The 12,759-nt window shown below is 63.7% G+C and carries 13 protein-coding genes; 7 read left to right on the top strand and 6 right to left on the bottom strand.

Annotated features, from left to right (window positions below; genetic code table 11):
• The first annotated feature begins 380 nt into the window (after nt 1-380).
• Nucleotides 381-1,505: a methyltransferase gene (locus GCT13_RS30950; RefSeq protein ID WP_152764637.1), complete on the top strand. Its 1,125-nt coding sequence runs from the start codon at nt 381-383 to the stop codon at nt 1,503-1,505.
• A gap of 48 nt (nt 1,506-1,553) precedes the next feature.
• Here GCT13_RS30950 and GCT13_RS30945 read toward each other — a convergent pair whose 3' ends face one another.
• Nucleotides 1,554-2,813 carry a TIGR03862 family flavoprotein gene (locus GCT13_RS30945; protein WP_152764635.1) on the bottom strand — a complete coding sequence of 420 codons (1,260 nt, stop codon included), beginning with the start codon at nt 2,811-2,813 and terminating at the stop codon, nt 1,554-1,556.
• A 307-nt stretch (nt 2,814-3,120) separates the two neighbouring features.
• Between GCT13_RS30945 and GCT13_RS30940 the strand changes: the two genes are divergently transcribed.
• A complete protein-coding gene (locus GCT13_RS30940) occupies nt 3,121-3,336 on the top strand; it encodes a DUF1059 domain-containing protein (RefSeq protein ID WP_152764633.1) in 216 nt (71 codons plus the stop codon).
• Between the two features lie 128 nt (nt 3,337-3,464).
• Here GCT13_RS30940 and GCT13_RS30935 read toward each other — a convergent pair whose 3' ends face one another.
• Entirely contained in the window at nt 3,465-3,785 is a 321-nt protein-coding gene (locus tag GCT13_RS30935) for a type II toxin-antitoxin system HicA family toxin (protein ID WP_087736351.1), read from the bottom strand.
• 406 nt (nt 3,786-4,191) lie between these two features.
• Here GCT13_RS30935 and GCT13_RS30930 point away from each other — a divergent pair, with 406 nt between their 5' ends.
• Nucleotides 4,192-5,022 (top strand): class I SAM-dependent methyltransferase, encoded by an 831-nt coding sequence (locus GCT13_RS30930; RefSeq protein ID WP_152764631.1) that lies wholly within the window; start codon nt 4,192-4,194, stop codon nt 5,020-5,022.
• 23 nt (nt 5,023-5,045) lie between these two features.
• On the opposite strand, the gene GCT13_RS30925 is transcribed toward GCT13_RS30930, so the two are convergent.
• Complete coding sequence (locus GCT13_RS30925; RefSeq protein ID WP_152764629.1) at nt 5,046-5,627, bottom strand: DUF1415 domain-containing protein; 582 nt, start codon at nt 5,625-5,627, stop codon at nt 5,046-5,048.
• A gap of 36 nt (nt 5,628-5,663) precedes the next feature.
• Nucleotides 5,664-6,296 (bottom strand): TetR/AcrR family transcriptional regulator, encoded by a 633-nt coding sequence (locus GCT13_RS30920; RefSeq protein ID WP_152764735.1) that lies wholly within the window; start codon nt 6,294-6,296, stop codon nt 5,664-5,666.
• A 155-nt stretch (nt 6,297-6,451) separates the two neighbouring features.
• Between GCT13_RS30920 and GCT13_RS30915 the strand changes: the two genes are divergently transcribed.
• Nucleotides 6,452-7,738 (top strand): MFS transporter, encoded by a 1,287-nt coding sequence (locus GCT13_RS30915; protein WP_152764627.1) that lies wholly within the window; start codon nt 6,452-6,454, stop codon nt 7,736-7,738.
• Between the two features lie 237 nt (nt 7,739-7,975).
• Entirely contained in the window at nt 7,976-8,569 is a 594-nt protein-coding gene (locus GCT13_RS30910) for a nitroreductase family protein (RefSeq protein WP_152764625.1), read from the top strand.
• A gap of 70 nt (nt 8,570-8,639) precedes the next feature.
• On the opposite strand, the gene GCT13_RS30905 is transcribed toward GCT13_RS30910, so the two are convergent.
• The gene (locus tag GCT13_RS30905; RefSeq protein ID WP_152764623.1) at nt 8,640-10,109 is read right to left on the bottom strand and encodes an MFS transporter; all 1,470 of its coding nucleotides are present in this window, start codon (nt 10,107-10,109) and stop codon (nt 8,640-8,642) included.
• Nucleotides 10,110-10,367: 258 nt separating this feature from the next.
• On the opposite strand from GCT13_RS30905, the gene GCT13_RS30900 reads away from it, so the two are divergent.
• Complete coding sequence (locus GCT13_RS30900; protein WP_152764621.1) at nt 10,368-11,636, top strand: Hsp70 family protein; 1,269 nt, start codon at nt 10,368-10,370, stop codon at nt 11,634-11,636.
• Nucleotides 11,637-11,728: 92 nt separating this feature from the next.
• Here GCT13_RS30900 and GCT13_RS30895 read toward each other — a convergent pair whose 3' ends face one another.
• Nucleotides 11,729-11,932 (bottom strand): cold-shock protein, encoded by a 204-nt coding sequence (locus GCT13_RS30895; protein WP_012402098.1) that lies wholly within the window; start codon nt 11,930-11,932, stop codon nt 11,729-11,731.
• Between the two features lie 528 nt (nt 11,933-12,460).
• Between GCT13_RS30895 and GCT13_RS30890 the strand changes: the two genes are divergently transcribed.
• Nucleotides 12,461-12,759 (top strand): amino acid permease (locus GCT13_RS30890; RefSeq protein ID WP_152767368.1); only part of this gene is annotated, 299 nt, incomplete at its 3' end.

Below are 12,759 nucleotides of genomic sequence, written 5' to 3'. Positions count from 1 at the left end.
GGATCAGTCGGTTCTCGACGTCGATGCTGGAACGCTATGCGACGGACGGCTCCAGCACCATCGATCCGAAGAGGAGAGCCCAATCGAATTCGCGCCGCCAGTCGGCCAGTGGACCGTTACCGTCAGACAGCGTAACTGGCTCGAACCGACGGCGCTGGCATGGCGCCCCGGACTGGAGTCGATGTTGTGCTGACATCACGCGCGCGTCGGATTGCGGTCGATCGCGTGGCCCTTTGTCTTCGCAGTGCTGCACGCGTGGTCGCGACATCGACGGCGAAAGCGCGCGGCTTCGCCGGAACGTTCAATACAATACGGGCGTCGAAACGAGAGCACGCGGCGCATAAGTGCTTGCATCGTCTCCCGCGCCACAAACCACCTCTATGACCGATTTCCCCACCTTGACCTGGCCCGAAGCTGACGGCCCGCATTCCGCGCGTTGGCGCTCCGAAGCCGCCGTCCCGCCCGCCAAGCGCGTCGTGATCGCCGACGATCGCACGACGGCCGACGCTGCCTATCGCCTCGCCTGCGAGGGCACCGCGCTGTTGTGGCGCGGCGATTTCCAGAACGCGCGCCAACTGCTGCAGGCGATGACTCGCCGTCTGGAGCGCAAGCCTCGCAAGCAGGCCGCCAGTCCGCTCGATGCGTTCAATCTCCACCGGCAAGCACAGTCGCAGCGCGCACGCACGCTCGGCATGCTACTGATTCCACTCGAAGGCGACTACACGATCCCGTTGCGCCGTGCGCCCAGTGTTCAAGAGGCGTGCGAAGAAGTCTACGGACCGCCGACGCAGGAGGCGTCAATCGTTTCGTTGCGCGAACTGCTTGGCCTGATCGGCGCGCACGAATGGCGCAAGAAGGGCGTCGAGATTCCCGCGCTTCCGGAACGCATTCACCCGCACTACGGCGTGTTCTCGCCGGTACGCGGCGAGTATGTGGATCTCGTCGCGCGGACGCCATTGCCGTCGCTCGAAAAGGCGTTCGATATCGGTGTCGGCACGGGCGTGCTGTCGGCCGTTCTCGCGAAGCGCGGCGTCAAGCGTATCGTCGCGACCGATCAGGACCCTCGCGCGCTGGCATGCGCGAAAGAAAACCTGACGCGTCTCGGTTATGACAGACAGGTCGAAATCATCGCAGCCGATCTGTTTCCGGAGGGACGCGCGCCGCTCGTCGTCTGCAATCCGCCGTGGGTGCCGGCGCGTCCGGCATCGCCGATCGAGAACGCGGTGTACGACTATGAGAATCGGATGCTGCTCGGTTTTCTGAGCGGCCTCGCCGATCATCTCGAGCCGGACGGCGAAGGCTGGCTGATTCTGTCCGATTTCGCGGAGCATCTCGGCATGCGCACGCGCGACTGGCTACTGGCCGCAATCGACAACGCGGGTCTCACCGTCGCTGGGCGCGAGGATATCAAGCCGCGTCATCCGAAGGCGACGGACGCGACGGACCCGTTGCACACGGCGCGCGTCGCCGAAGTCACATCGCTGTGGCGGCTCAAGGGCAAATGAAGCGCGGAATGCGCAAACGGGCGCGAACGGGCAAAAGCGAGCCACGACTCAGCGCTTCGACGCCTCGACGTAATCCAGCGCGCCGCGCCCCGCAACGAGGCCGCTAGCTAAACAGGCCGTCAACAGATAGCCGCCTGTGGGCGCCTCCCAGTCGAGCATCTCGCCCGCGCAGAACACTCCGGGCAACTGCCTGACCATCAGCGCGCGATCGAGCGCTTCGAACGGAACGCCCCCTGCGCTGCTAATCGCTTCGTCGATCGGGCGGGGGCGCGCAAGCCGCAGCGGCAGGGACTTGATCGCGTGGGCGAGCTTTGCCGCATCGGCGAAGTCTTCCTTCGACAGGCATTCGTGCAGCAAGCCGAGCTTCACGCCCGCAATCCCGATGCGGCTATGCAGATGACTCGACATCGAGCGTGAGCCGCGCGGCCGCGTCACTTCGTCGATCACGCGCTGCGCCGTCAAGCCAGGCGCGAGATCGAGCTGTATCGTCGCTTCGCCTTCGGCGAGCAGGCGGTCGCGAATCGTCGAGGAAAGCGCATACACGAGACTCCCTTCGATTCCCGTCGACGTCACGACGAACTCACCTTGTCGATGCTGGACAACGCCTTCGACGCTCATCGACACGGGCTTCACCGGCTGGCCCGCGTAGCGCTCGCGGAAGTAGTCGCTCCAGTCGGCGTCGAAGCCGCAGTTCGCGGGCAACAGCGGTGCGACGGGGACATCGCGCTCTTCCATCAGCGCGACCCACGCGGCATCGGAGCCGAGGCGCGCCCAGCTGCCGCCGCCCAGCGCGAGCAGCACGGCGTCGGCAGCGATGTCCAGCTCGCCTGCGGGTGTCGAGAAGCGCACGCTGTGCGCGTCATCGGACGACGACCAACCGGTCCACTTGTGCCGCATATGAAAGCGCACGCCCGATTCCCTCAGCCGATGCAGCCACGCGCGCAGCATCGGCGCGGCTTTCATGTCGGTCGGAAACACGCGTCCCGAACTGCCGACGAACGTCTCGACGCCCAGACCATCGAGCCACGCGCGCAGCGCATGCGGTCCGAACGCGTCGAGCAGCGGCGCGATGTCCGCGCGGCGCTTGCCGTAGCGATCGAGAAACGGCTCGATCGGCTCCGAGTGCGTGATGTTCATGCCGCCTTTGCCCGCCATCAGAAACTTGCGGCCGACGGACGGCATCGCGTCGTACACATCGGCGCGCACGCCGCCGCGCGCCAGCGCTTCGGCGGCCATCAGCCCCGCTGGGCCGCCGCCGATAACGGCAACGCGGACGTGATCCTGGACATGATCGGGCGAGTTCGACATCGGCTTGGGGCAGTGAAGGCGTGAATGGAGAAGCGGGGCAAAGCGCGCGGTGCGAAGGCCGGTATTGTCCCACCGGCCTGGAAGTGCGGCAAACCCGCGGCAAACGCGCAGCGGGCTCGCACCGGGCTCACGCGGCGGCACACGCGACCTATACTTTTCTCACATCCCTTCCGTTCCGGCGCACTCCGCGCCGTCCTGTCGCGCGCGACTCACGCATTCGCCGCTGCCCTCAGCTTCGCCAATCGATACGGCGAGGCCGCGCCAGCGCACGCGTTGCGCGCGATATTTTTGGTCTGAGGAGACTGTCATGGGTCGCAAATACATCGATTGCCGCGAATTCCCGAGCGACATCAACTGCACAGTCGCGCTATCCGCCGATTCGGAAAGCGAACTGCTCGAAGCCGCCGTCGGACATGCAGTCCAGGCGCACAAGCACAGCGATACGCCAGAGCTGCGCGAGCAATTGAAGTCGTTGTTCCACGATGGCACGCCGCCGCTCGGCGCACCTGCCGCCGCTGCATAGCGTATGCGTGAGCTTAGGCGCGGCGTTCAGATCACTGCGCCGACCTGGCGAGAGGCACGTGCGGCCACAAGCAGGTCACAGGCAAGAAGCAAGCGGCTGCGCGACGCACCGCGCAGCCGGTGACGGCCTCAGCCCGGATAGGCTTCGTCGACCTTGAGTCCCGCGAGTTTGAAGATCACGCGCAGCGTCTGAGGCTTGATGTCGCGACGCGACGCGAGTGTCGTCATCACGAAGTCCAGCACTTTCGCATATTTGAGTAGCGTCAGGCACGTCTCGAGATCGACGCTGCCGTCGCGCATGGCTTCCGCGAGATGCAACATCTCGACCGAGATGTCACGCGCCATTTCGAGTTCCAGCTGCTGCTTTTCCGTCCATTCGGGCGTGGCCAGCAGTTTCGCCATGAGCTCCTGAAACTTGCGCTCGGCGTTTCCGTTGGGTGTCGTATCCATTTGCCGCCTCATCAGATCCGAGCGCGCTTCGTTGCAGTCCCGGCGCACTTCAGGTTACGTAACGTTCGAACCATCTTGCCGTTCGACCCTCCCCACGCGTACCGGCGTTTTTTCGACGCCGCAGCGGCCGGTCGCTTGTCTCTTGTCATGCGTCCCGCGGCCGTCAGGCGCACCATACGGCTTGCCTCGGGCCCGCGACAGACGGTTCCTGCATCGCGACACGCTTTGCCCAGCACGTCCGGCGTCAGCACTTTGCTGCACGAACTGTTCCTGGCAGGGCGCGGTATCGCCGTCGACGCGGAAGAACCGGGACCGTCCACCGCGCTTTGGGTAAACTGACAGACACTTTTCCCTTTTTCCGTCACCTGACGCACGTTCGCGATGCAATCGGTGGCGTGCTCATTCGATGTCCAGCAAAACTTACGAAGTCCGTCCAAACCAGTCGATCGAACTGCTGAAAGAACTCCATATCCTGACGCGCGACGGCAAGATGAACCAGGACAGCCGCCGCAAGCTCAAGCAGGTCTATCACCTGTTCCAGTTCATCGAGCCGCTGCTCCAGGACGTGAAGGAGACGAAGGGGGAACTCACCCTCGTCGATCATGGCGCAGGCAAGTCCTACCTTGGGTTTATTCTCTACGACCTGTTCGTCAAGGAACTGCGGGATAACTCGCACATTTACGGCATTGAGACGCGCGAGGAACTGGTCACGAAATCCGAAGAGCTTGCCGCGCGCCTTGGTTTCAAGGGGATGTCGTTTCTGAATCTTTCCGTAGCGGAGTCGATCGTTTCGGACAAACTGCCGGCGAACGTCGACATTGTCACGGCCTTGCACGCGTGCAACACGGCCACGGACGACGCGATCCGCTTCGCGCTGGAAAAGCACGCGAAGTACATCGTCGTCGTGCCGTGCTGCCAGGCGGAAGTGGCGGGCGTGCTGCGCAAGAACAAGGGCAAATCGCTCGGCAATGCGCTGACGGAGATCTGGCGGCATCCGCTGCACACGCGCGAGTTCGGCAGCCAGATCACCAATGTGCTGCGCTGCCTGCAACTGGAAGCGCACGGCTATCAGGTCAACGTGACGGAACTGGTCGGCTGGGAGCACTCGATGAAGAACGAGCTCATCATCGCGACCTATAAGGACTTGCCGCGCCGTCGTCCGACGGAACGGCTCAATGAAGTGATGGAAACGCTCGGCATCGGCGAGTTGCGAGAGCGTTTCTACGTCGAGGCCTGAGATGCGGCGGGCGTTATAGCCCGTCAGTCTTTGGCGGGCCCGCTCATCCACTTGAGCCAGCCCTCCGGGCCGAGGCGTCGCATGGTTTCCTCGTTGCGTTCGTAAATGTCGGCGGCGTCCGGAAAGGCGTCGACCGCGCGCGCGATGCTCGCTTCACGCAGCAGATGCAGGATCGGCCACGGCGAACGGTTCGTGTAGTTCTCGATATCGTCGGGGCCGCTGCCCTCGAACTGATAATGCGGATGAAAGCTCGCGATCTGCAGCGTGCCTGCCAGCCGCAACTGTTTCAGCATCCGGTCCGCGAAGAACAGGCAATCGTTGTACTCGAGAAATTCGGCGAGCGCGTGCGGGATGATCAGCAGCGTCGTGTCGATATCGGCGGGATCGGATTCCGCCAGCGTGCGCAGTTCCGTTTCCAGATCGGCGAGCACGCCTTCCATGTCGGTTGCTTCGCTGATCGCGTAGCGAATCTGGTTCTTCACGTGTACTGCTTTCGCGAACGGGCACAGATTCAGCCCAATGACGGCCCGTGTCAGCCAGTGGCGGGTGGCGTCGAGAATGGCGTCGTGGCTGGTGTTGTGCGATTCGGTGGGCGTCGAAGACATGGTGTGAGGCGGGCGGCAAATGCGGAATTCAAACCGCTATTTTACGGGCGCCTCTCTGCATGCCAGTGCGACAAGCTGCGCAGCGACGAGCGGCGCGACCTTGATCGGCCCACAGCCCGGGCCATATGTCTGGCTCGACGCATAAACGCCTTCGATCAGCAGCGCAAGCGCGTTCGCGAGTTCGCCCGGATCGCGCGCGCCCGCAGCGGTGCAAAGCGCGTTCAACCGCTGCATCAGCCTGGTTTTGTTGTTGAGCACGCATAGCCGGGCCGGATGCGAAGGGTCCGGAAATTCCGCCGACACGTTGACGAACGGGCAGCCGCGGTAGTCGTCTTTCGACGCGCGTCCGGACAGATCTTCGAAATATTGCGCGATCTGCTTCTTCGGCTCGCCGGGATGTTTCGCGATGCTCTCGTCGAAGCGTTTGAAAAAATGCCGGTCCGACTGTTCGAGGTATGCGACGACCAGATCGTCCTTTGACGAGAACTGGCGATACAGGCTCATCTTGTTGACGCCCGCGCGCTCGACGACAGCATCGACGCCCACCGCACGCACGCCTTCGCGGTAGAACAGATCGGCGGCGGCGCGTAGCAGATGCCGCTGCGCTTCGGAACCGGCCGTCTGCGTGCGGCGGCTCGGCGCGGATTTGGTGGTGTCGGAATTGGCCATGGTCTTGTGATCCATGAGTAAGACGCCTTGACATGTTACCGATCGGTAACTAACATCGCAAGACCGATTGTGACAGATCAGTCACAAGGCCTTTACGAAGTTGGTAAGAATCCGTGAAGCGAAACATCAAGTACGGCGAACCCATTGGAGAACCGATGAACTGGGCAGCAAGAATAATAGGTGGGCGTTTCCACTACGGCTGGCTGGCCGTGGCGGTGGTCTTTCTGGTGTTGCTCGCCGCGGCCGGAACGCGCGCGACGCCGAGCGTGATGATGGTGCCGCTCGAACATGATTTCGGTTGGAGCCGGGCGACGATCTCGCTGGCGATTTCGGTGAATATCGCGCTGTATGGGCTGATGGGCCCATTCGCGGCGGCGGCGATGCAGCGCTTCGGCGTGCGCCCGACTATTCTGACGGCGCTCGGCACGATGGCGGCGGGCGTCGGCTTGTCGTCGCTGATGACGCACCCGTGGCAGATGATCCTCGTGTGGGGCGTGATGGTCGGCGGCGCGACGGGCGTGGCGGCGCTGACACTGTCGGCGACGGTCGTCAACCGCTGGTTCACGACGCATCGCGGTCTCGTGATGGGCATACTTACCGCCAGCTCGGCGACGGGCCAGCTCGTGTTCCTGCCGCTGCTTGCGGCGATCGCGCAGCATCAGGGCTGGCGGCCCGTCGTGTGGACGGTCGCAGTGGCCGCGGCCGTCGTGCTGCCGCTCGTCGCGTTTCTGTTGCCGGAGCGTCCAGCCGACATGGCGCTGCGTCCGTACGGCTCACCCGCCGACGCGCCCATCCGGTCCGACATGAGTAAGCAAAACCCGCTTACGATCACATTCGGCACGCTGGCCTCCGCAAGCAAGACGCGCGACTTTTGGCTGCTGTTCTTCAGCTTCTTCATTTGCGGCGCGAGCACGAACGGTTATGTCGGCACGCACCTGATCGCGATGTGCGGCGACTACGGGATGACGGAAGTGCAGGGCGCATCGCTGCTCGCGGCAATGGGCATCTTCGATCTGTTCGGCACGACGCTGTCGGGCTGGCTGTCGGACCGCTTCAACGCTCGCGTGCTGCTGTTCTGGTACTACGGGCTGCGCGGCCTGTCGCTGATCTATCTGCCGCACGCGTTCGGAATCGACTTCTTCGGCTTGCCGCTTTTCGCGGTGTTCTACGGCCTCGACTGGATCGCCACCGTTCCGCCGACCGTGCGTCTCGCCACCGATGTGTACGGCAAGGAGTCGGCGCCCGTCGTGTTCGGCTGGGTCGTTGCGGGGCACCAGCTCGGCGCGGCGTTCGCGGCGCTCGGCGCGGGCATGCTGCGCGCGAGCCTCGGCACGTACACGGTTGCGTCGATGATCTCGGGCGGCTTGTGCCTCGTCGCGTCGATCATCGTGCTGCGGATCAATCGCGGCGAACGCCGCGTGGCGAGCCAGGCCGCCGCCTGACGGTTGCGTTGCTGCGTCCGTTTGCGTCCTCCCTTTAGGCGCCGCGTTTCGATGCAGAAGCAACCGTTTCGAGCCACGCCACAGCGCGTCGCGGCCGAAGAGCCGCGGCGCGCTTTCCTCATGTGCACGCGCGACGCGCGAAGAGCGAAGAGCGAAGCGGGATCGGGACACGTCGGTTATCCTAGTGGGCCCTCGGGCTGCGGCCCGCCATTCATGAATTTCGACCGAGAGATGCGCATGACCAACAAACCCGCACCCACCGACGTTCCCATTCATGAACTGATCGCCGGCCGCTGGAGCCCGCGCGCGTATTCAAGCGAGCCTGTGAGCCGCGAGCATCTGCGCGCGGTGCTCGAAGCGGCGCGCTGGGCGCCTTCGTCGTACAACATGCAGCCGTGGCGCTTTGTCGTGTTCGATCGCTCGACGGACGAAGTGGCCTTCAAGAAAGCATTCGACACGCTCGTGCCGTTCAATCAGGCCTGGAACGCGAATGCGCCGGTGCTGATCTGCGTGACGACGCACACGCTGACGTCGAAGGGCGACGTGAACCGCTGCGCGCCGTACGACGCGGGTGCGGCGGCGATGTCGCTGGTCTTGCAGGCGCACGCGCTCGGACTCGCCGCGCACCAGATGAGCGGCTTCGACGTGAACGCATTCCGCAAGGCGTTCACGGTGCCCGACGACGTCGAAGTGATCGCGATGATTTCGCTTGCGCACTACGGCGATATCGACAAGCTCGACCCTGTGCTGCGTGAGCGCGAGAAGTCGGCGCGCGCGCGTCTGCCGCTCGGCGACGTCGCCTATGCGGGCGCGTGGAACAAGGCTTTCTGATCGATCCGCGAGCCGCGTTCTCATGACGACCCGACGCGGCCCGATGGCCGCGTTTTTCATGGGCGCGCGATTACTCGTTGTCGACGGCGGACAGCGGCGTCGCGACGGTTTCGAGCGACCGCCGTTCTGCGTCGACGCCCCAGATCGCGGCGATCAGCGCGGCGGCGAGCATCAGCGCGGAGCCGACCAGATAGCCCGAAAAGACTTCGCTGCGCTGGTGCGTGTCGATCAGCCGGCCAAAGAAGGCGGGCCCTGCGATGCCGCCGAGCGCCGTTCCGAACGCGTAGAACACTGCGATCGCGAGCGCGCGGATTTCGAGCGGGAACGATTCGCTGACGGTCAGATACGCCGAGCTCGCGGCCGCCGAAGCGAAAAAGAAAATCACCATCCACGAGATCGTCTGTGTCGTCACGGACAGCATTTCCTTTTCGAACATATAGCCGCTGACGGTCAGCAGGATTCCCGACAGCGCGTACGTCGCGGCGATCATCTTGCGTCGCCCGATCACGTCGAACAGCCTGCCGATCAACAGCGGCCCCGCGAAATTGCCGAACGCGAACGGCAGGATGTACCAGCCGATGTGCTCGCCCGGCACGTGATAGAAGTCGGTCAGCACGAGCGCGTAGGTGAAGAAGATCGCGTTGTAGAAGAACGCCTGCGCCGTCATCAATGACAGCCCGACCAGCGCGCGACGCCGGTGCAGCATGAACAGCGTGTGGAAAACCTCGCGCAGCGTCGTGCGCTCGCGAGCCCGCAGACGCAGGCGGTTCAGGCCGTCGTCGGCGAGCGTGTGATTGTCCGCGCGAAAGCGTGCTTCGATGCCTTCGACAACCGAGCGCGCATGTTTTTCTGCGCCGTGCGTCAGCAGCCAGCGCGGGCTTTCGGGTATCCAGGCGCGCATCGGCAGAATCGCCAGCGCGAGCGCCGCGCCGATGAAAAAGCACGCGCGCCAGCCCCAGTCGCCGGGCAGCAGATGCGGATCGAGCAGGACCAGCGAGCCGAACGCGCCCAGCGCCGCGCCGATCCAGAACGTGCCGTTGATCGCGAGATCGGTGTGGCCGCGCACGCGGGCGGGCGTGAACTCCTGGATCGTCGAGTTGATCGCCGTGTATTCGCCGCCGATGCCCGCGCCCGTCAGAAAGCGAAAGACGAGAAAACTCGCGAGATTCCACGAAAAAGCCGTCGCCGCAGTGGCCGCCAGATACAGCGCGAGCGTGATGAAAAACAGCTTGCGCCGCCCGAGCCGGTCGGTCAGCCAGCCGAAGCCGAGCGCGCCAAGCACCGCGCCGGCAATATACGCGCTGCCCGCGAGGCCGACGTCCGCGTTCGAGAAGCGCAGCACTGTGCTCGACTTCAGCGCGCTCGCCACCGAGCCCGCGAGCGTCACCTCCAGCCCGTCGAGCAGCCAGGTCACGCCGAGCGCGACGACGATCAGCGTATGAAAGCGTCCCCAGGGCAAGCGGTCGAGCCGGGATGGCAGATCGGTCTCGACGATGGTCGTCGAGTCGGTGCGAACCGTGGCGGCGGAGGATTCCTCCATCGAGTCTCCTGAATATTCGAATGTGAGTCGTTGAGTGGTCGGAAGGTTCTGCAAGCTGGCAATCTGACGGGGTATCCTGTTGGATTCATCCGTGCGCAGCGCGACCCTTCGATGGAGCAAATTGCGTTCCGCGGCGCCGGCAAGGTGAGCGCGCGATGGGGCGCTGTCGGGGTTGCAGTCGGTTGATGGTGTCACCGCTTTCATGTTACAAAGCCCGTCCTCTTTCTGTGCGCGCCAGCGCGAGCGGCGTTTCCTGCCATGACCTATTGCGCGATTGACTTCGGCACGTCTAACTCGGCAGTTGCCGTCCCTGTCGGCGGCCCGTCGGCTGAGCAGGCTGTATTGAAGCTGGCGCCCGTCGAAGCCGCGTACACGACGCTGCCCACCGCCGTCTTCTTCAACACCGACGAAAACACTCGCGAGTACGGCCGCGCGGCGCTCGACGCGTATATCGACGGCTTCGACGGCCGCCTGATGCGCTCGATGAAGAGCATTCTCGGCTCGCCGCTCGCCGAGACCACGACCGATCTCGGCGACGGCAGCGCGATCAGGTACACCGACGTCATCGCGATCTTCATCACGCATCTGAAGCGCTGCGCGGAGCAGGCGGCGGGCACGCCGATCAGCCGCGCAGTGCTTGGGCGTCCAGTCTTTTTCGTCGACGACGATCCGCGCGCCGACCTGCTCGCGCAACAGCAACTGGAAGCGGCGGCGCGTTCGGTCGGGCTGCAGGAGATTCACTTCCAGTACGAGCCGATCGCGGCCGCGTTCGACTACGAGGCGCATCTGACACAGGAAGGGCTCGTGCTGGTCGCGGATATCGGCGGCGGCACCTCGGACTTCTCGCTGGTGCGCGTCGGCCCGGATCGGATGAAGCGCCTGGATCGCAAGGACGATGTGCTGGCGCACCACGGCGTGCACGTCGCCGGAACGGATTTCGACCGGCGCGTCGAGCTAGCGACGATTCTGCGCGAGCTCGGCTATCAGTCGCTCGATCCCGAAGGCCGCGAAGTGCCGAACCGCGTCTATTTCGACCTCGCGACGTGGCATCTGATCAACACGATTTACACGCCGAAACGCGTGTCGGAACTGGGGCTGATGCGGCACCTTTACTCGGACACGCGTCATCACGACCGGCTGATGCGCGTCGTCGAGCAGCGCTTTGGCCATGCGCTCGCGGCGCACGCGGAGGAAGCGAAGATCGGCGTCGCAGCGGGCGGCGAGACGCTGATCGATCTGGAGATCGTCGAGGAGGACTTGCGCCTTGCCTTCGACGAAGCGCAACTGATTACGGCCGGCAAGGACGAGACGCAGCGCATCGTGCAGGCTGCGCGCGAAACGGTGCAACGGGCGGGCGTCGCGCCGCGCGACGTCGACGCGCTGTATTTCACGGGCGGATCGACGGGGCTCGCATTTCTGTCGGGCGCGCTGGCGGCGGCGTTTCCCGATGCGCGTCCCGTTTTCGGCGACCGGCTCGCCAGCGTCGCAACAGGTTTGGGCATTCACGCGCGACGCGTATTCAGATAAAGATTTCAAATCGCGCGCCGATAATCGCGTCGGGCAATAAACAAAAAACCCCGCCGAGGCGGGGTTTTTTGCGTTCCAGAAGGAGGCGAAGCTTAAGCCGGCTTGATGTTAGCGGCTTGCTTGCCCTTCGGGCCCGTCTTGACGTCGTAGGTAACCTTTTGGTTTTCCTGCAGCGTCTTGAAGCCTTCGACGCGGATTTCCGAGAAATGCGCGAACAGATCTTCACCGCCGGCGTCCGGCGTGATGAAGCCAAAGCCCTTTGCGTCGTTGAACCACTTGACGGTACCGGTTTCCATATTACTTTTTCCTAAAAATGGTGAACAAGGCCGAAGCCAAAAAAAAGGCCGTAGCCCGAGGGTGCATGAAAATCAAGGAAGGGTAATGGGACCAACCGGAGTACCGTTGATGGGCGAACTACGAAAGACCAATTCACTCGCCGCTTGAAATCCTGCGTGTTCTTTATACGGGCATTTCGAGAGAAGGTCAACCGCAATCTTTTAAATCCCCATATAGGACGGGGGTATCAGCGCCGCACGGCTTGTCTTACAAAGCTTGCTATGTTCTTGATTTTTTTGTAGGTCGCATACGCTTTTTGACTCCAATCGGGCGGTGCAACCGTTAAACTACGCCCCGCGCGCGACCGGTTGCACCTGGCATAACCCGGAACCCGGACTCGCGCCCGCCCGCCGTATGCCCTAGTCTTTTGGATGACCTTCAGCCGTCTCTCGTGGCACGCGGCAGCGGCGTGCTTTCAGATAGGTAACCATCTTGCATGGGACGGGAGCAAGCGCTAAAGCCTAACTCCCGTCGACACAGGAGAAGACGTGAATAGTTCTATTCAACGGCACATCGGCCCATTCGCGCTGATGCTGACGGGGCTTGGCTCGATCATCGGATCGGGCTGGCTGTTCGGCGCCTGGAAGGCGGCCAAGATCGCAGGTCCCGCGGCGATCTGCGCGTGGGTGATTGGCGCGGTGGTGATTCTCGCGATCGCGCTGACGTATGCGGAGCTGGGGTCGATGTTCCCCGAGTCGGGTGGCATGGTGCGCTACGCGCGCTATTCGCATGGCGCGCTGGTGGGCTTCATCAGCGCATGGGCCAACTGGATCGCGATCGTGTCGGT

Source organism: Paraburkholderia franconis (assembly GCF_009362735.1).
Lineage (GTDB): Bacteria > Pseudomonadota > Gammaproteobacteria > Burkholderiales > Burkholderiaceae > Paraburkholderia > Paraburkholderia franconis.
The sequence above is the reverse complement of the archived record's forward strand: the minus strand, read 5'-3'. Positions and strand labels throughout refer to the sequence as shown.